We start from the raw sequence: 22007 nt of genomic DNA on the forward strand, positions 1-22007 counted from the left end.
TTTTTGGTTGATTTATTTTTTTTTATTAGGTGCACAATGAATTAATCGTGAATCGGCTAATGCTTGCGTCCTCAATTCTGAAGGATATCCTTCGGCCTTTATCATGGCCATAAAATCAGAAACAGAATGGTACTTTACGATGAGTACATCATCCCATAGGGGATCTGATTCCGGACCTATTAATATGTGTTTGGGCGCACCGTAGAACACTATTTCCGCATTCGCCTTAAGAAAAAAAGGCGTTGCTTGACGCATATATTCCGTGTAAGACTCCTTTCCTGTCATTCCCGTTTCAGGCACGAAAGTTTTGTATTTTACCATATTTAGCATAACAACGGGAGCTCCGGATGTGTTCTTTACAAAGTCTGATACTTGCCCTGGGTTCATATTCAAAAAGTATTGCTCGTCCATTGTTAGTACAAATTATCTATTTGATTTTTTTGGATGGCCTGCCAAGCGGTATTACAACATAATGCAGAAGCCTTATTCAAATGCGCAAACTTGGGATCACTGGTATGGCCCTGTTTATATCGGTAATAAATCTGCTGAGCAATTACCGCAATCTTAAAAAGTCCGTAAACATAGTAAAAGGTGAGATTGTCAATATTTCTACCACTTTTAAGAGCATACTGCTGAACAATTTCAGTACGTGAAGGATTGCCTTTCATAATCGTTGAAGACGGCAGCCCCTGTTTCATAAACTCGGGATCACCTGCCGTTGTCCAATAGCCCAATGAAGTTCCCAAATCCATCATAGGATCTCCAAGCGTACACATTTCCCAGTCTAAAACAGCTGAAATATCCTTCCAGCCATCCGTTTTAAAAACCACATTATCATATTTAAAATCATTATGAATTAGGGTGTGATCATATTTTCTCGGGTTGGTTTTCGCTCATCCATGTCATTACCTTTTGTGCTGTTGGTACCTCATCGGTTGCTGCGGCCGGATATTGCTTGCCCCAATTATGCACCTGGCGTTCCACATAGCCTTCTGGTCTTCCTAGATCGGAAAGCCCTGCAGCCTTATAGTCTATATTGTGAAATTCTACAAAAGCAGCAACCCAAGTATCAGAGATGGTTTTAAATTCTTCGGGAGAAACTTGCTTGTCAAGCGCAGATTTAGCTGTTAAAATCTCTCCGTCAACCTTCTCCATAATATAAAATGGAGCACCTATAATTTTGGGATCTTCATTAAATATAAAGACTTTAGGGCTCTTATCGTATACAGGATTTAAATGCTGTAACACCTTAAATTCACGTCCCATATCATGCCCGCGTTTTGGAGCTGAAAAGGGAGGCCGCCTCAAGACATATTCTTTGCTTTCCATTTGAAGTAGATAGGTTAGGTTAGAATACCCATTGGAGAACTGTTTCACTGTCAATTCTGTATTCTCCTTCGCTATTAGGGAATGTTTTAGCATAAACTCCTTAAGCTTACCCTGATTGAGCTCCTCTCCTTCCCGTACCTCTTTTAAGTTTTTTTCGTTAGACATTAGACGCTTGTATATACTTGTTTATCGTACTTTTTCCCAGTTGACTCATATGAACTTCATCAGGTCCATCAGCCAAACGTAGCACCCTTGCAGCGGCAAAGAAATGCGCCAAAGGGGTATCGCTTCCAACGCCCTTTCCTCCTAAAATTTGAATGGCTCTGTCAATAACTTTTAAAGCCATTTGAGGGGTAACTATTTTTATCATGGCAATTAAATCTTTTGCCTCTTTATTACCCACTTTATCCATTTTATAAGCGGCAGATAACACTAACAAACGTGCCTGTTGTATCTCACAAGCAGAACGAGCGATATCCTGTCGTACACTGCTATAAGTATCCAAGGTTCTACCAAAGGGCTTTCTTTGTACTGTGCGTTCCGACATGATTTCTAAAGCACGTTGCGCCATACCAATCAACCGCATACAATGATGAATACGCCCAGGGCCTAAACGACCTTGTGCGATTTCAAAACCTCTACCCTCACCTAAGAGTAAATTCGTTTTAGGGACGCGAACATTATTTAAAATGATTTCAGCGTGACCTTCCGGCGAATCTGTATATCCAAAAACACTCAACCCTCTTTCAATCTTGAGGCCAGGGGTATCCATGGGTACCAAAATCATACTCTGTTGTACATGTCGTGGTGCATCAAAATCAGTCTTACCCATTACGATGGCAATTTTACAATTGGGATCCATAGCACCGGAGGCCCACCATTTTCGACCGTTGATGACATAATCATTTCCGTCGGAAACTATAGCGGTTTCAATGTTAGTGGCATCGGAAGAAGCAACTTCAGGCTCCGTCATTAAAAAAGCCGAACGTATGTCTCCATTCATTAAAGGCTTCAACCATTTTTCTTGTTGTTACGGCGTTCCATATTTAGCAAGCACCTCCATATTTCCGGTGTCGGGAGCGTTACAGTTAAAGATTTCGGACGACCATAAAACACGCCCCATGATTTCTGCCAAAGGAGCATATTCTAAATTCGAAAGTCCAGCACTAAGTGCGCCATAAGAACCGGGTAAAAACACATTCCGGAGTCCGGCATCTTTAGCCTTTTGTTTTAAACTTTCCAAACCAGGCCAACGCTTCCAACTATTTTCAGGATTTTTATGAAATAATTCTACCTCCTTTTCAATAGGGAGGACATGAATTTCCATAAATTCCTTCAATTTTTCTTGTAGTGCTATCGATGTATCGCTGTAATCAAAATTCATAATTCTTTTATATTAACCTGAAATTAAATATCCGCCATCTGCAGTATACACGCCGCCTGTCATATAAGATCCCGCATCGGACGCCAATAACATAACAATTCCAGCCATTTCATCGGGTTCGGCCACTCTCTTTAAAGGCACGATACTGGTGTATTGCGCCACCAATTTATCATCTGACCACAAACTTTCGCTAAATTTTGTTTTAATCAATCCAGGACAGACCACATTAGAACGAATACCATAGCGGCCCCACTCTTTTGCCTGGTTTTTTGAAAGCATAATCACAGCAGATTTCGTCATACTATAAAGTCCTAATCGAAATCCGGGATGAATACCTTCTACCGATGCAATATTGATAATACTCCCACCGCCATTTGCTTTCATGTGCGGTTGCGCTAAATTAGAAAGCACCCAAGGCGCCTTAACATTCACGTTCATGATTTTATCAAACACGGCTTCCTCTGCAGCTTCCAACGGTCCGTAAAACGGATTTATAGCAGCGTTGTTAACTAAAATGTCTATTCGCCCATAGGCTTCCATCGTTTTGGCTATGAGTTGTTGCCTTTGGGCAGCGTCTCCAATATGACATTCAATTCCTATGGCTTCCAAACCAGCGTCTTTAAATTCTTTCGCTACCTCATCAACAGCGTCTTGCTTTCTACTACTTATGACTACTTTAGCCCCGTTTTCAGCAAGCCCTCCGGCTATAGAAAGCCCGATACCCTTGCTTGAACCCGTGATAATGGCTACTTTTCCCGTTAGGTCAAATTTTGATTTTATACTCATGTTAGTTGTTGGTTGTTCGTTGTTGGTTGTTGGTTGTTGGTTGTTGGTTGTTAAATAAATTTCTTTTAAATCAAGCGAATACCTGCTTCTCTGAATTTAAAGTCAATGCCTGTTTATCCATCAATAGTTCTGCGAGTCCTGTGGTTTTAGGGAGCTCGTATTTAAAATAAAACTGCATGGCATGAATCTTGTTTTCGTAGAATTCAGCACTAAAATTAGTGTCTCCGGAAAGCAATGCTTTTTGTGCTTCGCAACCAATATCTAGCCATTGCCATGCCATGATAATGGTACTAAAAAATTCCATAAATGGCGTGGCGTCTGCCAAGAATCGTTGGTAATCACCCTTTGCTGCATAAGTCATAAGGGATTTTAGCACTTCTTGGGTTAGCTCCAGTTTATTTCCTAATTTTTCTGCCAAGGGTTTCAACGCTTCGTACGCCATACTTTCTTTGATAGTATTCATAATTTCCTCAGAGAGTAATTGTAGTGCTTTCCCGTTTTCCATGGTAACCTTCCTTCCCAAAAGATCTTGAGACTGTATGCCTGTGGTGCCTTCATAAATAGCTGATATTCGAATGTCTCTTAAATATTGCTGTAAAATATAATCGGAACAAAAACCATAACCTCCTAGTACTTGCACCCCATTATTTACCGAAGTAATCCCCATTTCAGAAGGGTAAGTTTTCACTACCGGCGTTAATATTTCCAGCAGCAATTTGTATTTCGCTCTACTTTCTGCATCCGGAAGTGATTGCGAAAGGTCTTGATACCGCGACGTTAGAAATACCAGGCTTAAAGCCCCTTCAGTAATTACTTTTTGTAAAAGCAGCATTCTGCGTACATCAGGATGATTGATGATAAGGGTTTGTTCTTGGGAGGCATCCTTTTTACCTGTTTGTTGTAGCTCCCGTCCCTGAGGTCTTTCTTTGGCGTAATTAAGCGAGGCATGATATGCTCCCGTAGCAATTGCCGCCGCCCCACGGCCCACAGCGATTCTTGCACCGTTCATCATGAGGAACATATATTTTAGGCCTTGGTTGGGTTCACCAACCAACCACCCGGTACAATCTTCTTTATCGCCAAAAAACAGGTGTGTGGTACAATAGCCTTTTTGTCCCATTTTTTGAAAATCGCCAACCGTAGTGACGTCGTTATCTTCTAAATTACCGCCTTCATCGAGGCGATGCTTTGGCACGACAAAAAGTGAAATCCCCTTGGTTCCTGCAGGCGCTCCTTTAATGCGCGCCAAAACAAGATGTACAATATTCTCAGCGCCCTTATAATCTCCTCCAGAAATAAATATTTTTTGACCGTTTATTTTATAAGCATCTCCATCAGGAATGGCCGTGGTTACAATATCTGAAAGCGAACTACCAGCCTGTGGTTCGGTAAGACACATGGTGCCTCCCCAAGCTCCCGATATCATTTTTGGCACATAGGTATCCTTAAGAAATTGATTTCCAAAATGTGCAATCAATTCCGCCGCACCTACAGTAAGACCAATGTAACCAGGTAAGTGATTATTAGCTGCTTCCTGAATAAAGGCAGAGGCATTTACTGCCATTGAAGGCATTTGCATGCCACCGGATTCATAGGAGAATGGTCCCGATATAAACCCCATGTCGCCACCTGCTTTCATGTATTTATTTACTTGAGGATGCACTATAATTTCTCCATCCTTAAAATGTGCTGGATTTTCGTCCATCTCCCGAAAATAAGGATAGAGTTCTTTATCTGAAAAATCCTTAACAGAGTCAAGCATCATGGCAATAGATGCCTCATCATATTCCGCAAACCGTTCCTGTTCCAGTACACTTTTAAGATCGTGAACGTTGAACAACAAAAATTTGAGGGTTTCCATTTCTATATACGTATTGGCCATAACAATTTATTTAACTGATTTATGAAGTTCAAGTTAGGATTTATTCCTAGGAATCTCATTAAACTGGTTTAATAAAAGTGGGAATATCGATTATTATAGATAATAAGGACTGCTTCTTTAGAAAAAGCCCAAGGTATCTATAACTCTAATACAAATTAAAATAGCTGAAGACGTTAACTCTTTCCTAAACGCTTCCTAAGTTTAGAAAGTCCTACTGGTGTCAATCCTAAATAGGAAGCAATAAGGTATTGTGGAACACGCTGAAACAGATCTGGACGTTTTTTTAAAAGACGTAAATAACGCTCCTCATTCGTACGACTATTAAGACGTTCTATCCTAGTAAAGCTCTTTATAAAAGCTTCTTGCATAGACAACCGACCAAAACGCTCCAACTGATGCGACTTTTTAAAGGAGTTTTCGGCATCCGTTTTCTTTATGGCGTAAACTATCGTGTCCTCGGAAGCCTTGAGATAATAATTGGAAGGTGTTTCCTTTACATAAGCAGGTAGATCGGTAAAAAACACATCGTCGGTATAAAATTCTAATACGTTTTGCGCGCCTTCATCCAACTTATAATAATAAATACACCCAGTCACAACATAATAGAAGTGTTGCACCAACTGTCCTGGAATTACTAAAGTATCCCCTTTTTTTAGATTTAGTTTTTGATAAGATTGCAATTGTTCTTTCAATACCTCATCATCCACCAAAGTGTAGGATAAAATTTTTTCCTTTAGGTTTTCAAGAGGGGTTGTATGGACTACAGTTTTCAAAGGGTATCTTTAATTTGGTGTTTTTGAATCAAAGTGTCGTACGGGTGTCTATATACTAGATAGTCATTGGCATATAGTCTTTCATTACTGCTTTAAGGGATACGAACTGCTCGAAAAAAATTACTTTGAAGTAAAAATAGATTTTGAAACCAACCAAGCTCTTGGACTATAATTTTGACATTTAATTCTGTGACTTACATAACAAATACGACTTTGTTTAAATGCTAAATTAAACAAATAAAAGTTCGGGATTACACGATCCACATTAAAACTCGAGTTAGAATAAATTACTAGTGGACAACAATGCTGTTTTGCTGAGATGAACCATGGGCGACCTACAAGTAAATAGTATCAATGTTTCAAATATTACTTTAAGAATGCCTTGTTTACCCCATAAAATAGTAAAAATCTTTTTTTACATCAATCAATGTGCTTTAAAGTATTGACAAGCAATATCTAGTAAAATCCATTTTAAAAAACGCCACTTTTTTTAGGATATTCGAGACAACAATACCACCTCTAACACTTTTAAAACAAATCTAATTAATGTATATTATCGCCCTATTTAAAAGTGAGCATTATGCAGGACAATAAAATACTAAAATACATCAAAGAAGTAACAGGGAATATGCCAATAGACTGGTTGAACATCACCACCCATCGGCTGGATATTTATAATGAAGCATTGGCCAAAACGCAATTCTTAGACCAGTTTGAACTATTATTTAAGGATAACAATTCTGAATCATCGGCACTTGCTAAATTACCCACTGCTTATGACTATATTCGATTAGGACACCCGCTATCTTGTGTTCTAGAATGGAGTATTGCAAAGCTACATGCGCTAGAACCAAAAAATGTCATCAGTTTTTCTTCGAAGACGGTGCCCATTTTGGCCGTTCTAAGAAAAAATTTACTGGATAATAAGAACACCCAAATCAATTATACAGGTCAACTACCCGATTGTTTTGATGCCGAAGTAATAAAACAAGTTTATGGTTATAAATTTGAATTGAAAAAGGTGGAAAACACCGCTAATATTCCCCAGTTCAACGGGAGTACTGTTTTCATATCACAACACGATGATATAAATACTATGGTACTTCACCCACGTATCGACTTTTTAATCAATCTGCAATCGCAGCTCGGAAGTGTTTTAATTATAAACGGGCAAGACAATGAAAGTTACGTATCAGACATTCAGCACGTGAGAAGAAGAGAAACGATTGCTATGACACCAGCGAATGCTCTTCTTGCATTAAAATCACTAGTGAATCAATCTGCTGTTGAACCTCAAAACAGTCCTGTAGAGGCAAACAAATCAAATGTTTTAAATTCAATTAATAAGATTACGGGGTCTAACACGAAGGCATTAGTAGCTTCTAGTGGCTTATCTATGCAATATGCTATTATGATGGGGCTCATTCATGAGGCCATAGAAAAACATCAAGGCAAAGCTATTAAATTTGTTGTGCCTCCAAATTGTTATGGCGGAACCAATGACCAAGCAAGACGTGTTGCCGCCTGTCTTGACAACGTTGAAGTGGTTGATTTACCTGTGGATGGCGATAATGATATGGTTCAAAGTATCGATACGGTTTTAGATAAAATCGCAAACGATGATGCGATCCCATACATTATTGCTGAAATTCCAACAAATCCTAGAGTTGAAGTACCAAATCTAATACAATTAAAAGAGGTACTGCGTAAGGAGCGTAAAACGGCAACTGGGGAAGCGGCCATAGATCCTGTTTTTATTTTAGACCAAACGTTTTGTCCTAACGTCCATTTTTTAGGCGAAGGTGAAATTTTATCAACGGTGCGCACCATTTCATATGCTAGTGGGTCTAAATTCCCAAGTGGAGGGCAATGTACAGCCGGCTACTGCATAGGAAATCAAAAAACAAATGCTTTAATTGAAAAAATTGAAAAGCATCTAGGACTTTGCGATAATGAGGCGACAGCACTTCAATATGAAATATTAGCCAAACAATTGCCTTCAATGAACCAAAGAATTAGTACTGCTTATCAAAACACACGTGAGTTTGTAAGTTTTATTAATGAAGTGCTGCCGAAGCAAAAATAAATTTTGTTTCCTCTGAATTGGCCAAACAAGGTTTTACCCCGTCTGTATTTTCCTTAGACCTCCCAACTAAAGGGAACACGGAGGAAGAAAAAGAAGCATATAAAAGACAGTTGAATCTTAAGTTAATCCATTTAATGATTAACGAAATTCCAAATGAAAGTAAGTTTTGTGTGAGCTATGGACAGTTAAAAGGATGTTATTGGACGATACCGGCAACATCTACTCAAGGGACGACTAAAGAAGGCGACAAAGATTATATTGTTCGTGCATCACTTTCTCCTAACATGGATCTTGATCTTCATAAAAAAGTATTTTTAAAATTTGTTGAAGAACTTTGATTAATAAGGACCAGGAGTTGTATTTGTTTTTAAGATTTTAAATCGTCACAACCACTTTCTAGAACAATAAAAAGCATTTTAAACCTTTGGTTTGCTTCAATGGTATAAACCGTTTGACTTGGAATAATCATGGAATCACCATTTTGCATGTAACTTGACAAATTGTTTAATACTACCTCTGCTTTACCTTCGATAACATGAAGGAATGTAGAAAAAGAGCTTACTGTGGGCTGGTAAACCTTACCATAATCTAGAGACATTGCCATAATATTTCCTGTCTTTTTGTTTAGAATATGTTTAATGTTTACTGAGTTTGAAACGTAGTCTAAAGTATCTTTAATGTTAAAAGCAATTAAATTTTCAAATTCATAATGTTCCATAGCTTATAGCATATACGTTTAAAATTAAACATAAGAGGCCGTGTCCTGAAATCCTTTACAACTCTTGTCGATACAGACATCCAAGAAAGAAAAAAGCCGACTTATAAGTCGGCTTTTTTATAAAGAGTTTTCTTTCTATTCTTCTCTTTAATGAAACTTTAAAACTGATATCTAAGACCTAAAGCAATGTCTAAATCTAAACCATCATTATTGTAATTGGAATCCCCAAAACCAAGTTACGGTCTAAAATCTAATGATATTAATAAAGGGATATCAAAATTGTATTCAACACCTATATCTCCTGCGATAAAAACAAAAGTATCTTTATAATTATCATTGTTATTATTATAATTATTAAAATCATATGATCCAACACCTCCACCAAGACCAAGGTACCAATTAAAGCGGTTTTCTATTGGCATCACCCATTGGTGCAAACCTGTAAGCTTAAAGCCATCAAAATTTTTACCGTCTCTCCATCCTAAATCCAATTCTAGTCTATGGCTAGTACTTAAACGAGCTTGATAAGAGATTTCCCCTCCAAAGCCCCCACTATCTCCTAACCTAAGACCTAATGCATTTTTAGAAATTTCTTGGGCATTCATTGTAATACTTGCTACTAATACCAGTATGACTGTTATAATTGTGTTTTTCATGTTCGTTTATTGTTTAAATTATTTTTAATATATGTTATTCTTTTGCTTTCGCGTTTTCTTCTGATTTTGCTCCCATTCTATTGAAGGTGTACATAGGTGCAAACTTTAGTTTTAAGCCTGCAATTTTCATGTTATCAGCACTTGTTAACCCTTCATTTTCAACAGTGTTTTTTCCGGTATCAATTGCCTCGTATAACAACTTAATTTCATCCCAATCTTCTCTTGAATAATTATCTTTATTAGCCTCTGCCGTATCCACAAAATTTTGATAGACACTTAAGATATTGTCTTTATTTATCCACTCAAACGTCATGTCATCATTCATGTGATTTTTTCCCAAAAGAGACATTCTCAAATTATTTTTTAAAGCGATAATCTCTTGACGTTCTCTATCAACCATAACCTCTGTTTTGTAGGCTTCAAATAATGATGTTGATTCCTCTATGTCCTTTTTTAATGTTTCATTTTCTTTAAGTTCATCTACATTTTTATTTGCAGTAAACCTATAAGCAGTATGCTCATTTTCAATAGTTTCCCAATTCGAACTCGCATTAGCTAGCTCTAAATTACTTATTGAATCAACATAGTGCGAATAGTCTTCTACGTTTTCTGCAGCTATTTGTCTTTTATCATCATTACATGATGTAAAAATTAAGCCTAATCCGCATAATGCAATTGTAAATTTTATTATTTTCATGGTTTTTATTTTATTTGTTATTTTTATTTATTCTTACTAAATCCCTTTACCGCCTATCAGTCTTAATAGTATCGCTATAACAGCCACAACTAATAAAACGTGTATTAATTCACTTGCGCTGTAGACAAAAAAGCCTAATGCCCAGCCAATAATCAAGATGACTGCAATAATGTATAATAAACTTCTCATTTTGTCTTTTTTTTAATGGTTAATATCCTATAATTCAATTTTAAGTTAGGCTTTATCCCCTAACAACCAAAAAGCTAATTATACAGACAAAGGTGATTATTTAACGCTACATTGCGTTATATAATTATAGGACACTATTACATAAATCACAGGTTTAATTGAATGAGTTATATAAGGGCATCCTATAACTACACCTATAAAAGGTTTTTTTAATCACCACTAGTGACTGCTAATGGGCTAATAAAATAACTTGTATTGGGAACTATTTAAATTAAAAAAAGGATAGAAATTGAACCCCTATCCTTTTAGTTAAATGTTATTCCCTTGGTAAATAATTAAGCAAATGTCTTAAATTTTATTAGGAATTATATCAATAATTACCGTCCTGTTATAAGCTCTTTCTTCTGGATATTTATTTTCAAAAGGAGACACATTTTCAGCCTCACCTAATCCTAATATCTTAAAGGTAACATCATTTCTTCCTACTTTTAAAAGGCTGTTTTTAAGAATATCTTTCACTTCATTAGCACGTTGGGTAGATAATTTTTTATTATAATCTCTTTCTCCTATAATATCAGTATGACCATGAATAATAACCGTTCCGTTTTCAGGAATCTTAGGGCTTACAATATTACTTAAATACTCTTTATATATAGACGGTGCAGTTGACTGATCGAATTCAAAAATAATACTGTATCTTATGCCTTCTTCTATCTCAGATGGCGTCCACAACACCATATGTGTAGACGTTTCTTTTACGATGATATCACCACTTTCAGTTTGTCCTATCATTTTCACGTTGTAGGTGCCTTCAGGTCGCGTGCCTAAAATTGATTTTCCGGAAATGCTAACACTTTCTCTTGTATAAGGTCCGAATTTTTGTGTAACGCCCTCAGCATCTGAAATCTCTAATGACCAAGTCTTAAACTTTACTTCATCACTCTTTGCACTAAAGGTTACATAGCTGTCAATAGGCGCTTCTTGAATAGCAACGATTTCTATTGGTTTAAGCGGTGTATTGGGTCCACTTTGGAATTCCATTAATAATTCTGAAGAATTGCTCTCAATAGAAACGCGACGATCGCCTTCACGTAGAAGAACCATATCCGCTTGAACACCTCCATTTCCTTCCGGTTTTTCCGGTTTGAATTGACCTTTAATACTAATTCTTGTCGCATTAATTCCAAATACATCCACTAAGTAGCTCTTAACAGACCCTGCCATTGCTTCAGCATCTTCTCGCCCCTGCTTTGATGACCCCACCAAGTTAATTGAAGTTGAAGGGTATTTAACCATACGATCACCAAGAATATTAATCACATTATAATACACATTCATTTGTCTTGCTGAACGCCCAGATTGAATTAATGGTGGTTCTGTTTCCAGTTGTTCTCTACTAAAGGCTTTTACTTCACCCTTGTCAAGTAACTTATAACGGTTTGAAATTTCAGTAGATCCCAAATCAAAATACACATAATTACGCAATGGAAATATTTCTCTTACACTTCGTTTTTCAGGAATATTTAAGGGCGCATCAACGGTAAAGTCAACTTTAGGAGGAACTACTACAGTGGCAACTTGTACTGGAGTATCCATTCTTTGACCTTGACCAAATTTAAGAACAACACCTGCTCTAATAGTTGTTAAGTTCCAAGTTTCAATGCTCCGTGGATTCTGCCCAAAATACGGGTGGAATGCTATAAAAGGAGACAGTGTAAATTGTGTCTTTTCACTATTAGAAGACAAGGGGATATCATATCCTGCTCCAATTTGAGCAGAGATAATTGTTTTCTCCACAGCACTAAAATCGCCTTCTACGTCTGCAGGTGCCATTTGATTAGGGAAATTTGGATTTACACCTTGTTGGTATGTAAATTCTTTATTTTGAATGAAAGCAATACGTGGCCCACCGTAGAAATATAAATTCGATTTAAATGGTGCATAACGCAAACTAGGCTCTACAGTAATATAGCTAAGGTCTGTAGTCAGGTCTGCTGGACAATTACAATCGGTTACTTGTTTATCGAAATTTCCTTTACGACTGTCTAATCCTGCTTGTAAAATAAATCCGAATCTAGTATCGGGTTTGTAAAACTCTATGCTAGGTGCAAGAAATAACCCAAAACCGTTTCCTTTATGGAACGTTGTAGGAGGTGTAAAATCTGTAGATAACTGATTGGTTGAGCCTTCGTAAAAGTTTATGTTAGCGCCAGCAGCTATTCCAAAATACCAGGTAGGTGCAGAATATTGCACCTCTTGTGCCTGTACGGCTTGGATTCCGATGACTATTAAAGCACTTACAAAAAGGCTTTTTAGAGAAAGGGACCACGCTGAATGCGATCCCTTTTTTAAATTAATTTTATTTTTCATAATTTGAAATTGAGAAATATTTAGATGCTTGTTAATCAATAGGTTTAGTAATAATATTGGTATGTGTCATTATAACAGCTCCGTTTCTAGCTAACATTCTACCTTCTGCGGTGGCATAGACATTCATGGTAATAGAAGTTAAGGCTAATATATTTCCTTTAAAGTCGGTATAATCGCCTATGGTCGCCGATCTACCCACTTGCCGTGAAAACATTTTTAGCTTTCGCTCCACCTGCTAAAATGACGTCTCCTCCAGCGCCTCCCACGGTTGTAAAGTCTGAAGCGATTTGGAAAATCCAGGTGGCATTAGGATCGCCTTGTGCGTCAAGTGTTAAATCACCTGATTGTATTAAAAGTGTAGAGGTTGATTTATAGATTCCTGGTGCTAAAGTTGTACCGCCTTGGTCTCCGGATACGGTAGCAGGTGCTGGAGAAGAGGCCCCTTCAGCATATAAATATGCCGCAGTCAAGTCATCTTTAGCTTGCAATAGCATAGCAGGTACGCCTGCTGGTGCGGTGTCATCTGAAGCAAAAATGGCGCCATTGACTACAACTGCAGGAGGAAATCCAGTTAAAGAGCTTCTTACACCTGGGTAAATACCTACATCCATGTTTCTAATTTCACTAAATCCTGCATTATTGCTTACCGCAACACCAGCAATAATTCCAAATCGCGCAACACTTTGAAGGTCTACCATCGTTCCTCCAGTTGACAGCGTATTAAAGTTCCATACATAATTATTTACCAATGCAACACCACTAGTATTTTCAGCATCTGTAGTAATAGTTCCTGTATAGGTCGTTGCTTCTAAAAGTGGACTTGCTGGAATAAAGGTAAGCGTTGTACCGTAATAAGATAGCGTTCCAGTTATTACCGTTGATCCATTTTTTAAAGTAAAAGAGGTACTATTAATAGTCGTATTGTCCATAGGTTCACTAAACTCTGCAGTGATAACTTTATTAAGAGCAACTCCTGAAGCATTATTTATAGGGTCGGTAGATATGACTGTAGGTCCTGCAACAGTACCTGTTGTAAAGGTCCACGTATAGTCACTTACTAAAGCAGTTCCTTGCACATTTCTTGCTCCTGTAGTAATTGTAGCTGTATATTCAGTATTATCTAACAAATTGTTGGTTGGATTAAAACACGCGACTTGATTTATATAGGCCACTTCACCTGCAACATCTGTTGTTCCTTGTCTTAAAAGGAACGTGTTTGTATTAATGCTGGTATGATTCATCAACATATTAAAATTTGCAGCAACTGTTTTATTAAGGAATACGTTAGTTGCTAAGTCCAATGGATCTGTTGAAGCAACCACTGGAGTAACTGTTGAGCCTGTGCTAAATGTAAAAACATAGTCTTCTTGCAATGCATTACCGTCTATATCCTTTACCACTGTTTTAACAGTACCAACATAGGTCGTGTTAATTAATAAAGCATTTGTTGGGTTAAACGAAGCCGTTGCTCCATTAAGAGAAACATTTCCTGCAATAATAACTGAACCTGTTTCTTCTATAATAAATGAAGATTGGGTAAGCGTTGTTGGATTCATCTCCTTGTTAAACAAAACGGTAATCGTCTCGGTCTAAAGGCACATTAATAGCACCATCCACTGGATTTGTTGAGGTAACAACAGGGCAAAGCCCTATGACTTCTTGAAAATCATCATCTGAACATCCGGAAAACAATGAAATACATAGTATTACAAAGGGTAAAATTAAATTTTTAATTTTCATTTTTATTGGGTTTTAGTTTTTGTTTTTAGTGCTGCTTTTACAGCGGTTTATTCCGACTTTTTTATTTATAAACCTCTTAAAAAAATACAGCCTATATTGTTTTTAAGAGTGCTTCTATTTCTTCTTTCGTTTTTCCAAGGCGTATTTGAAGTTTGGCAATCATCTCTTCTTTCTTTCCTGTTTCAAATAACAAATCAGAATCGGTCAATGCAGCAAATTTTAATTTAAGTTTGCTTTTTTGAGCGCTCCATGTATCGTTTACACCTGTTGTATCCATGCGCTATAGAAATTATATTTACAGGACAAAGGTGGATTCATAAGCACTAAGAAGTGTTGTATAACTTATTAAATTAGTTACATCATTCACACGTTAACATGCGAACACCACCGCTTTGAGTACGAATAATAAAAGGAAGGACGTATGGTTTTGTAGGTCTTTTAGCCTAATTAACAGTCCAGGATTACTCTAAACATTCAGCCTAGGTTTTGGAGTCATTGGCTTTATTGAGTTAACCTGTTAAGGGAAAGAGTTATATAAGAAATAGAAGGCTCATGATGATGCCACATAAAATTAAGGATGGACCTGAACTCATGTCCTATTCATGAAAGTAAGAAAAGCATTAGTGATCTAAAATGTAACAGACTCTAATGAAGAGACATATTAATTAAGGCTACCGTGCTTTAAAAGAAGTGCGAAAGTAATCTAGGGGTATTTCTAAGCATACGTGACACCTTTTTAAGGTACTTAATAAACAGTTATTACATGCGCTCCATATACCATTTCAATTGCTTTTCCATGGTATTATAACGCAATACTTCTGCTATCACTTTTTTTAGCCGAATAAATGCCGTTTCGCTTTTTACAATATAATCTGTTGCCTGATGATGCATGCATTCCACGGCTACTGCTATTTTATCTTGGGAAGATAATACTATAACTGGGATCTCTCGGATTTAATGCTTTTATTTGATCTAATGTTTCTAAACCGTTCATCACGCCTTTTTGAATGCCATCGAGGTGGTAGTCTAAAACAATTACATCCGGATTTTTTGATAAATTTGAAATACAAAGTTCCCCTGTAGAGAAGGTTTCAATCTCAAAATCTGCACTTTCCATAAAATCAATTTCTAATAACTTTAAGAATAAGGCATCATCATCCACTAGAAAAAGTTTAACTTTATTATTACTATTCATTATTTAAATTTTTAAAAGTGTTCAATTCTACCATTAATTCCTCACAGGCTTGCGTACATACATTTTCAAGTTGAAACACCATCTCTTCGATGTTTTCTGTTTGCTCTCCGGCGCTGGCATATTCCTGAATTTTTTTTGCAATGTTTTCGAAATGAACACTTATTCCCATTATGGAAAATGAAGGAATCATTTTATGTACAGCGTCTTGTAACAACGGCCAATCCTTATTTAACACCCCTTGTTTCATTGCTATAATTAAAGGAGGTGTCTGTTCTAGATAGAGAGAAATCATTTCTATCATCAATATCTTATTAGATTTAGTACGGGTATTCAAATAGTGTAAATTAGTACACTTTATGCTTACTGGATTAACAAGCTCATCTACCTCAGCGTCGTTCACCACATGTGTTTTTTTTATAAACCCTAACATTTTACTATATAATAGCCGTTCATCAACAGGCTTTGCTATATAGTCATTCATCCCAACCGCTGTACATTTATCCAAATCTACTGTAGTCACGTCTGCTGTTAAAGCGATAATGGGAATATCACTTTTCATAGTGTTTCGAATATAATCGGTGGCTTCAAACCCATTCATTTCCGGCATCTGCAAGTCCATTAAAATAAGATCATACGGTATGGTTTGCATTTTATCAATAGCAATTTTTCCATTATCGGCAATATCACAATCAAATCCAAAATCATCCAACAGTGTTCTCATAAGTAATTGATTGAGTGGTATATCTTCTACAACCAATACTTTTATGTTAGAGACATCTTTATCGTAGGCTATTAATTCCATTTCTACCTCAGCATCTGCTTTTGTTTTCTGAAAAGGTAATACAAAGCTAAAAGTAGATCCTTCATTAATTTCACTGGTCACAAGAATAGATCCACCCTGTAGTTCCACTAATTGTTTTACAATAGCAAGCCCCAAACCTGTTCCACCATACAAGCGGGAGGTTCCGCTTGATGCTTGTTGAAAGTTTTCAAATATCGTTTCTATTTTTGAGTCTGATATTCCTATTCCAGTATCTTTCACTGAGAATTCTACAGATACTTTATGGTCATCTTCATTTAGTAACTTAGTACTGACTGTAATTTTTCCTTTTGAGGTAAACTTTACCGCATTACTCACTAAATTCAAAATGATTTGATGTAGTCTTACCGGGTCGCCAGCGAGGACCTCAGGAATGTTGTCGTCGTAAATTTTAACCAGTTTCAAATTCTTTTCTTGAATTATAGGTTCAAATAAATGAAGCATTGCTGGTAGCGATGAGGAAATTTTAAATGGTATTTGTTCAAACATCATTTTACCAGCATCTACTTTTGCCAAATCGAGAATGTCATTAATAAGGACTATTAATGCATCACCACTTACTTTTATGGCTCTTAAATACTCTTTTTGCTTCGCGGTCAAGTCTGTTTTTAAAACCACTTTCGTAAAACCAATGATGGCATTCATTGGCGTACGTATTTCATGACTCATGTTAGACAAGAATTGCTGTTTAGCTTTCATAGCTTCTTCAGCAATTAATGTCGCTTTTTCAGCTTTTATTTTTGCTTCCTCAGCAAGTAATGTAGCCATTTCTGCAAACAGCATGGCTTCTGTAAGCTCTTTAGCTACTTTTTTTGTTCTGTAACATCACGGGCAACAATAACAACCCCATCTACATTTCCATCTTCGTCTTTATACGTGGATCCATTAAATAATACGTCTGTCAATTTACCGTTTTTATGACGCAGTGTTAATGGAAAATCGGCAACAGACCCTTTTGCAAATACTTCCAAATAAACATCTCTTGCTTTTTTTGGCTCTGTAAAATAATCTAGAAAATCAGAATCGGTTAGCTCTTCCCTTGTTAGTCCCGTAACATTGGTTAAAGCCTCGTTCATATCTGTTATCTTCCCCTTTGAACTAATAGTAACCAATGGATCTAGACTCGCTTCAATGAGACTCAAAGAATATTGGGAATCTAATTTTATATTAATATTAGACGCTTGAAGTTTTTTATTGGTAAGGTCTTGTTTTGTATTCTTAATATTTTGAAACGCCAGTTCCTCATTAGCAACAACCAACTCAGCAGCACGTTTTTCTTTTTCAGTATTCTGAAAGGCGAGCTCTTTGTTAGCAATAATCAATTCTGCGGCGCGTTTCTCTTTTACTTTATTTTGATATGCCAATTCTTTATTGGCAATGACCAACTCAGCAGCACGTTTTTCTTTCTCAGTATTACGGAAGGCGAGCTCTTTGTTAGCAATAATCAATTCTGCGGCGCGTTTCTCTTTTACTTTATTTTGAAACGCCAGTTCTTTATTGGCAATGACCAACTCAGCAGCACGTTTTTCTATTATTCTATTTTGAGCAGCCAACTCTGCATTAGCTTCTCTTATATCTATCGCCCATTTTTGAATGGTGACATCACGAGCCGCGGCAAAAACGCCAAGCACATGCCCTTTGTCATCTCTATAAACGGAAGCATTATATAATACATCCATTAAATCTCCATTTTTATGTTTTATCGTTAATGGATAATCCGACACAAAACCTTTTTCAAAGACTTGCAAATACCCTTCCTGTGCTTTTTTAGGGTCTGTGAAATACTGCGAAAAATTAGTGTCAATAAGTGCTTCCCGCGAAATGCCCGTAGCATTTATCGATGCTTTGTTAACATCTGTAATTTTCCCTTCTGCACTTATAGTGACTAAGGGGTCTAAGCTAGCCTCAATTAGACTACGCGCATAATTAAAATCTGTAACTTGTGTGTGTTTCATGTCTTTCATTGTCATGGGATTCAAGCCCTTATCTTGATCAAATTTCTTCTAATGGGCTACGTCTTTTATCCTTTAATTTTTTAAAGTGAGAAGGCGAAAGTCCAGTCATTTTTTTAAACTGATTCGATAAATGGGCGACACTACTATAATTCATTTTCCAAGCAATTTCAGTAATATTTAATTCGCCGTAAATAATGAATTCCTTGATTCTTTCTATTTTGTGTGCAATAATGAATTGCTCAATAGTCGTGCCTTGAACTTCAGAGAATAAGTTAGACATATACGTGTAATCATGGCTTAACTTCTCGCTTAAATAATTTGAAAAATTTACTTTGATTACTGCATCAGAATGATGCACCATTTCAATTATGGCATTTTTTATTTTCTCAATTAAAACAGCCCGTTTATCGTCCATCAATTCAAATCCGGATTTAAGTAAAACGGCTTTAATTTGATTTCGCAGTTCGGGGTAATGTTTTCCATGACCTCTACTTCACCTAAATCTACAATAACGAAGTGTAGACCTAGCTTTGTTAAATCTTCTTTAACTGCTATTTTGCAGCGGTTGCTTACCATGTATTTAATATGTAGTTTCAAAAGATTTTTTTTTAAATGTACAACTAAAACAGTTCAAAAAGCTGTTGTTTCTCAGACAAAAGATATGTTATAGTATAAATATAATTTCATCCTTTTTTTAGAAATTATTTATGAGTCAGCACCCACAGTTCTACTTCTTCTAGTGCACGCCAATGTTGATCACGCTTTGTTTTTGAGGACGCTAATTTTACAGACTTTTTAAAAAAATGTTCCAATTGAAATCGCCCACCTTCGGTAAGTTCCTTTTCTATAGGATGTACTGTTGTTACATTAGTTATTTGGGCTAAATTCGAGAATAAGAGCACTAGCTTTCCTTCGGCAAAAGACGTTGTTTGGCGCCTTCAAAAAAATCAGGAAAGAGGTTTTCATTATAATAAATAGCTTCCTCAAGGTTGTCAACATTATGGGATTCGCGTAACCAGGGCGGATTAAAAACTATAAGTTCTGTTTGTTTTTCAAACTTTCCAAAAAGATACCCCAAATCTAAATCAATTTTCCGAGATAACTTTGTCTCCCCCATATACTCTGTTAACCCTATAATGGCATTAGGATTTATGTCTGTACCAAAAACCTTTTGAAAGCCATGCTTTATCATTTGTAGTGATAGAACGCCACTACCAATGCCAACGTCTATTGCCGTTTTTTTCGCCCCCTCATAATATTTTAACCAACGATCGAAAAGTTCTAAATGATCGAAACGCGTAGGGAAATAAGTCCCATAATAGGGATGTAATTTATTCCTTAACATAGGAATAGTAATGCCATTTTTGTACCACTGCCAAGCACTGTTGAGTCCTTGTATTTGAGGAAAAGGCAATAAGAAATGACTGGTTTCACGGATACAGTTTCTTTAACCATCCTATTGAAGGCCCTTTTTTAACAGACAGTTCATGGTCTGCGATTTCAATTAAGACAAGATTAGACAACTTATGGTATTCCGATCGATACGCCCGTTGTTCCTGGAAAGAGCTATTTGGCAACTTTCGCTTAAGATGCATTTTTAACGCCTTAAGCAACAATAAACCATTACTGTAAAACGCCGTTATTAACACCGGTTTTCCTGCTTCTAATATTTTTATGGTCTGCTTGAAATCTGTTTCCCGATTAAACAGGTCTATCCGGTTTCCTTTAGCCATAGGTGCCGGTTTGTTTATTTCTATATTTGAAATCATTTTTTGAGTGCACTTCCATAAAATGGTTGCTGCTTATTTATTATGGAGTCCAGTGTATAGTGATAAAAAATGGAACAAATAAGAAAACCGTTTTAAAAAAGTCTTGTTTTAAAATTGAAACGAATTGCAGCCTAATGACATCGGCAAAACGTATTATTAACATTACTATTGAGATACTGGTGTATAGCAATCAGGCATCAAATTGACTACTAAGTTTCATTAATCGAAATAAAAGCTTAAAAAACAGCCTCAACCATTCGCTGAAGTGTTGCGAAGAGGTCATTAATATCAAGAGATCATTAACACAAAAGTAAAGATACCGTATTAAAACCCATTACCACCATACTCCTCTACTAATTAGCGAACAACACCCTATTATTATAGTTAGTGCCTCATTATTAAAAGTAGAAGAAATGATTTAAAGTTAAAATAACGGAGCATAAGCAATGACCTCCAAAGCTAAAGTGCACCCCTCCTTTCTAGCGAGAATTAACTCATGGGAATAGCATGAGGTACTGTTCGTGGCGCACCAATGTATTAAATAAACGTTTAGCATACTTCGTCAATGCTCTCATCAACTGGTAAGTATGAATACATTAAAAAAAACATAAAAAAAAGCGCAATCGTACGATTGCGCTTTTTACTAGAGACTGACTCTAAAAATCAATATTACTTAGCCCCCCATTCTTTAAGAGACGCTTTATTCATTTTTACATAATCTGTATTACCCGCTTTTTCAGCAGCAGCTAAAGAGGCCTTTGCTGCAGCAATTGCACCTTCTTTATTTCCTGCTTTGGCATGAATTAAAGATTGCTGACGTAAATACCAAAAACGTGGTTCGTCCTTAGTCATATCTACAGCCTTATCAATCCATTTCACTGCTTTTTCAATATCTTTACCTTCTTGTAAATAATATACTGCCGATGAATAATAATCTGCAGCACTAGGTCCGAGACATAGCCTTTTCTATATTTGCAGATACTTTTTTTGCCGTTGGCACTTCTATTTTAACAGGAACATAAACATCTTCCCATAGCATTCCTAAGGTTGCTGAATTGTTAGACAAATCATCCAGTATAATCGTAAACGTTTCCATTTTCATAGGCATTTTCATAACGTCAGCTTTCACCGTTGTTACCACTTTACTATCATCCCATTTTGCTGGTGTACCCCAGTTATCTGCATCAGAATAAAAAACAACATCCCAAGATTTTTCGTTCGGTGTTGTAAAAACGGCATAAGATCCAGCTTTCACTTCTTTTCCACCAATCATAACATCATCACTAAACGTGATTTTTGTATTTGCATTTGCGCCTGTTCTCCATAATTTTCCATAAGGTACTAGATCTCCAAAAATGGTACGTCCTTTCATCCCAGGTCTTGAGTATTCTAAAGTAACATCGGTTAGTCCAACTTTCTGTTCTACTTTTGAGAACGGACTCGGTTGTGGTGTTTCTACTTGGGCATAGGTAGTATTTGTAGTAAATGATACAGCAAATACCATAGCCAATAAAAGTAATTTTTTCATAATATTTTAAGTGTGTTGGTTATAAAACGAGAGTAAATTTACGAATAAGCTAGGCTTTTGCTTGTTAATAAAACCTTAAATTAACCAGAAAGTATTTGTATTTCTCATTCATTAATCGTAACATTGCAAT

General features: G+C 36.5%; 23 protein-coding genes and 4 pseudogenes. 1 reads left to right on the forward strand and 26 read right to left on the reverse strand.

The annotated features are described in order from the left end of the window. Positions 1 to 12 precede the first annotated feature (12 nt). From N7U66_RS05560 to N7U66_RS05595, 8 genes are all read right to left on the reverse strand, one after another. Entirely contained in the window at positions 13 to 411 is a 399-nt protein-coding gene (locus N7U66_RS05560) for a hypothetical protein (RefSeq protein WP_267677669.1), read from the reverse strand. Between the two features lie 2 nt (positions 412 to 413). Then, on the reverse strand, positions 414 to 830 hold the full coding sequence (locus tag N7U66_RS05565) for a phosphotransferase (RefSeq protein WP_267677670.1): 417 nt from the start codon (positions 828 to 830) through the stop codon (positions 414 to 416). A gap of 37 nt (positions 831 to 867) precedes the next feature. Beyond that, a complete protein-coding gene (locus N7U66_RS05570; RefSeq protein ID WP_267677671.1) occupies positions 868 to 1494 on the reverse strand; it encodes a phosphotransferase family protein in 627 nt (208 codons plus the stop codon). Further along, on the reverse strand, positions 1487 to 2332 hold the full coding sequence (locus tag N7U66_RS05575) for an acyl-CoA dehydrogenase family protein (protein ID WP_267677672.1): 846 nt from the start codon (positions 2330 to 2332) through the stop codon (positions 1487 to 1489). Before N7U66_RS05575 ends, N7U66_RS05570 begins: the two co-directional genes overlap by 8 nt. A 27-nt stretch (positions 2333 to 2359) precedes the next feature. Continuing rightward, the gene (locus N7U66_RS05580) at positions 2360 to 2713 is read right to left on the reverse strand and encodes an acyl-CoA dehydrogenase family protein (RefSeq protein WP_267677673.1); all 354 of its coding nucleotides are present in this window, start codon (positions 2711 to 2713) and stop codon (positions 2360 to 2362) included. Between the two features lie 12 nt (positions 2714 to 2725). Next, entirely contained in the window at positions 2726 to 3499 is a 774-nt protein-coding gene (locus N7U66_RS05585) for a glucose 1-dehydrogenase (protein WP_267677674.1), read from the reverse strand. A gap of 70 nt (positions 3500 to 3569) precedes the next feature. Beyond that, a complete protein-coding gene (locus tag N7U66_RS05590; RefSeq protein ID WP_267677675.1) occupies positions 3570 to 5360 on the reverse strand; it encodes an acyl-CoA dehydrogenase in 1791 nt (596 codons plus the stop codon). A gap of 194 nt (positions 5361 to 5554) precedes the next feature. Continuing rightward, positions 5555 to 6154 carry a Crp/Fnr family transcriptional regulator gene (locus N7U66_RS05595; RefSeq protein ID WP_267677676.1) on the reverse strand — a complete coding sequence of 200 codons (600 nt, stop codon included), beginning with the start codon at positions 6152 to 6154 and terminating at the stop codon, positions 5555 to 5557. A 580-nt stretch (positions 6155 to 6734) separates the two neighbouring features. Here N7U66_RS05595 and N7U66_RS05600 point away from each other — a divergent pair. Further along, positions 6735 to 8578: pseudogene (locus tag N7U66_RS05600) on the forward strand (cystathionine beta-synthase). 29 nt (positions 8579 to 8607) lie between these two features. Here the strand turns inward: N7U66_RS05600 and N7U66_RS05605 are convergent. From N7U66_RS05605 to N7U66_RS05690, 18 genes and pseudogenes are all read right to left on the reverse strand, one after another. Next, complete coding sequence (locus tag N7U66_RS05605; RefSeq protein ID WP_267677677.1) at positions 8608 to 8958, reverse strand: cupin domain-containing protein; 351 nt, start codon at positions 8956 to 8958, stop codon at positions 8608 to 8610. A gap of 158 nt (positions 8959 to 9116) precedes the next feature. Further along, a pseudogene (locus tag N7U66_RS05610) lies at positions 9117 to 9614 on the reverse strand (hypothetical protein). A 34-nt stretch (positions 9615 to 9648) separates the two neighbouring features. After that, positions 9649 to 10311 carry a hypothetical protein gene (locus N7U66_RS05615; RefSeq protein WP_267677678.1) on the reverse strand — a complete coding sequence of 221 codons (663 nt, stop codon included), beginning with the start codon at positions 10309 to 10311 and terminating at the stop codon, positions 9649 to 9651. A gap of 36 nt (positions 10312 to 10347) precedes the next feature. Further along, the gene (locus tag N7U66_RS05620; protein ID WP_267677679.1) at positions 10348 to 10500 is read right to left on the reverse strand and encodes a lmo0937 family membrane protein; all 153 of its coding nucleotides are present in this window, start codon (positions 10498 to 10500) and stop codon (positions 10348 to 10350) included. A gap of 348 nt (positions 10501 to 10848) precedes the next feature. After that, the gene (locus N7U66_RS05625) at positions 10849 to 12870 is read right to left on the reverse strand and encodes an OmpA family protein (protein ID WP_267677680.1); all 2022 of its coding nucleotides are present in this window, start codon (positions 12868 to 12870) and stop codon (positions 10849 to 10851) included. Between the two features lie 31 nt (positions 12871 to 12901). Then, positions 12902 to 13069 carry an ice-binding family protein gene (locus tag N7U66_RS05630; RefSeq protein WP_267677681.1) on the reverse strand — a complete coding sequence of 56 codons (168 nt, stop codon included), beginning with the start codon at positions 13067 to 13069 and terminating at the stop codon, positions 12902 to 12904. Continuing rightward, positions 13062 to 14426 (reverse strand): Ig-like domain-containing protein, encoded by a 1365-nt coding sequence (locus tag N7U66_RS05635; RefSeq protein ID WP_267677682.1) that lies wholly within the window; start codon positions 14424 to 14426, stop codon positions 13062 to 13064. Before N7U66_RS05635 ends, N7U66_RS05630 begins: the two co-directional genes overlap by 8 nt. 7 nt (positions 14427 to 14433) lie before the next feature. Further along, the gene (locus N7U66_RS05640; protein ID WP_267677683.1) at positions 14434 to 14610 is read right to left on the reverse strand and encodes an Ig-like domain-containing protein; all 177 of its coding nucleotides are present in this window, start codon (positions 14608 to 14610) and stop codon (positions 14434 to 14436) included. A gap of 91 nt (positions 14611 to 14701) precedes the next feature. Next, positions 14702 to 14887, reverse strand: coding sequence for a CsbD family protein (locus N7U66_RS05645; RefSeq protein WP_267677684.1), 186 nt, complete (start codon positions 14885 to 14887; stop codon positions 14702 to 14704). Positions 14888 to 15369: 482 nt separating this feature from the next. Next, entirely contained in the window at positions 15370 to 15501 is a 132-nt protein-coding gene (locus N7U66_RS05650; RefSeq protein WP_267677685.1) for a hypothetical protein, read from the reverse strand. 22 nt (positions 15502 to 15523) lie between these two features. Next, a complete protein-coding gene (locus N7U66_RS05655) occupies positions 15524 to 15805 on the reverse strand; it encodes a response regulator (RefSeq protein ID WP_267677686.1) in 282 nt (93 codons plus the stop codon). Beyond that, entirely contained in the window at positions 15798 to 17408 is a 1611-nt protein-coding gene (locus N7U66_RS05660; protein WP_267677687.1) for an ATP-binding protein, read from the reverse strand. Before N7U66_RS05660 ends, N7U66_RS05655 begins: the two co-directional genes overlap by 8 nt. Before the next feature lie 20 nt (positions 17409 to 17428). Then, positions 17429 to 18580, reverse strand: a complete 1152-nt coding sequence (locus N7U66_RS05665; RefSeq protein WP_267677688.1) for a PAS domain-containing protein — start codon at positions 18578 to 18580, stop codon at positions 17429 to 17431. A gap of 37 nt (positions 18581 to 18617) precedes the next feature. Then, positions 18618 to 19156 (reverse strand): annotated as a pseudogene (locus N7U66_RS05670) (helix-turn-helix domain-containing protein). A gap of 125 nt (positions 19157 to 19281) precedes the next feature. Beyond that, the gene (locus N7U66_RS05675; RefSeq protein WP_267677689.1) at positions 19282 to 19482 is read right to left on the reverse strand and encodes a hypothetical protein; all 201 of its coding nucleotides are present in this window, start codon (positions 19480 to 19482) and stop codon (positions 19282 to 19284) included. Continuing rightward, complete coding sequence (locus tag N7U66_RS05680; RefSeq protein ID WP_267677690.1) at positions 19482 to 19994, reverse strand: 50S ribosomal protein L11 methyltransferase; 513 nt, start codon at positions 19992 to 19994, stop codon at positions 19482 to 19484. The genes N7U66_RS05675 and N7U66_RS05680 overlap by 1 nt, the downstream gene beginning before the upstream one ends. 16 nt (positions 19995 to 20010) lie before the next feature. Then, positions 20011 to 20349, reverse strand: coding sequence for a hypothetical protein (locus tag N7U66_RS05685; RefSeq protein WP_267677691.1), 339 nt, complete (start codon positions 20347 to 20349; stop codon positions 20011 to 20013). Positions 20350 to 21018: 669 nt separating this feature from the next. Next, positions 21019 to 21877 (reverse strand): annotated as a pseudogene (locus tag N7U66_RS05690) (DUF2911 domain-containing protein). Positions 21878 to 22007 lie beyond the last annotated feature (130 nt).

Source organism: Lacinutrix neustonica (assembly GCF_026625145.1).
Taxonomy (GTDB): domain Bacteria; phylum Bacteroidota; class Bacteroidia; order Flavobacteriales; family Flavobacteriaceae; genus Lacinutrix; species Lacinutrix neustonica.

Bases quoted from the DNA above. Each gene is read 5' to 3' on its own strand.
- N7U66_RS05560 (WP_267677669.1), bottom strand. From the start codon at position 411: ATGGACGAGCAATACTTTTTGAATATGAACCCAGGGCAAGTATCAGAC.
- N7U66_RS05570 (WP_267677671.1), bottom strand. From the start codon at position 1,494: ATGTCTAACGAAAAAAACTTAAAAGAGGTACGGGAAGGAGAGGAGCTC.
- N7U66_RS05575 (WP_267677672.1), bottom strand. From the start codon at position 2,332: ATGAATGGAGACATACGTTCGGCTTTTTTAATGACGGAGCCTGAAGTT.
- N7U66_RS05580 (WP_267677673.1), bottom strand. From the start codon at position 2,713: ATGAATTTTGATTACAGCGATACATCGATAGCACTACAAGAAAAATTG.
- N7U66_RS05585 (WP_267677674.1), bottom strand. From the start codon at position 3,499: ATGAGTATAAAATCAAAATTTGACCTAACGGGAAAAGTAGCCATTATC.
- N7U66_RS05590 (WP_267677675.1), bottom strand. From the start codon at position 5,360: ATGGAAACCCTCAAATTTTTGTTGTTCAACGTTCACGATCTTAAAAGT.
- N7U66_RS05605 (WP_267677677.1), bottom strand. From the start codon at position 8,958: ATGGAACATTATGAATTTGAAAATTTAATTGCTTTTAACATTAAAGAT.
- N7U66_RS05615 (WP_267677678.1), bottom strand. From the start codon at position 10,311: ATGAAAATAATAAAATTTACAATTGCATTATGCGGATTAGGCTTAATT.
- N7U66_RS05620 (WP_267677679.1), bottom strand. From the start codon at position 10,500: ATGAGAAGTTTATTATACATTATTGCAGTCATCTTGATTATTGGCTGG.
- N7U66_RS05625 (WP_267677680.1), bottom strand. From the start codon at position 12,870: ATGAAAAATAAAATTAATTTAAAAAAGGGATCGCATTCAGCGTGGTCC.
- N7U66_RS05635 (WP_267677682.1), bottom strand. From the start codon at position 14,426: ATGAATCCAACAACGCTTACCCAATCTTCATTTATTATAGAAGAAACA.
- N7U66_RS05640 (WP_267677683.1), bottom strand. From the start codon at position 14,610: ATGAAAATTAAAAATTTAATTTTACCCTTTGTAATACTATGTATTTCA.
- N7U66_RS05645 (WP_267677684.1), bottom strand. From the start codon at position 14,887: ATGGATACAACAGGTGTAAACGATACATGGAGCGCTCAAAAAAGCAAA.
- N7U66_RS05650 (WP_267677685.1), bottom strand. From the start codon at position 15,501: ATGCATCATCAGGCAACAGATTATATTGTAAAAAGCGAAACGGCATTT.
- N7U66_RS05655 (WP_267677686.1), bottom strand. From the start codon at position 15,805: ATGAATAGTAATAATAAAGTTAAACTTTTTCTAGTGGATGATGATGCC.
- N7U66_RS05660 (WP_267677687.1), bottom strand. From the start codon at position 17,408: ATGCTGTTTGCAGAAATGGCTACATTACTTGCTGAGGAAGCAAAAATA.
- N7U66_RS05665 (WP_267677688.1), bottom strand. From the start codon at position 18,580: ATGAAACACACACAAGTTACAGATTTTAATTATGCGCGTAGTCTAATT.
- N7U66_RS05685 (WP_267677691.1), bottom strand. From the start codon at position 20,349: ATGATTTCAAATATAGAAATAAACAAACCGGCACCTATGGCTAAAGGA.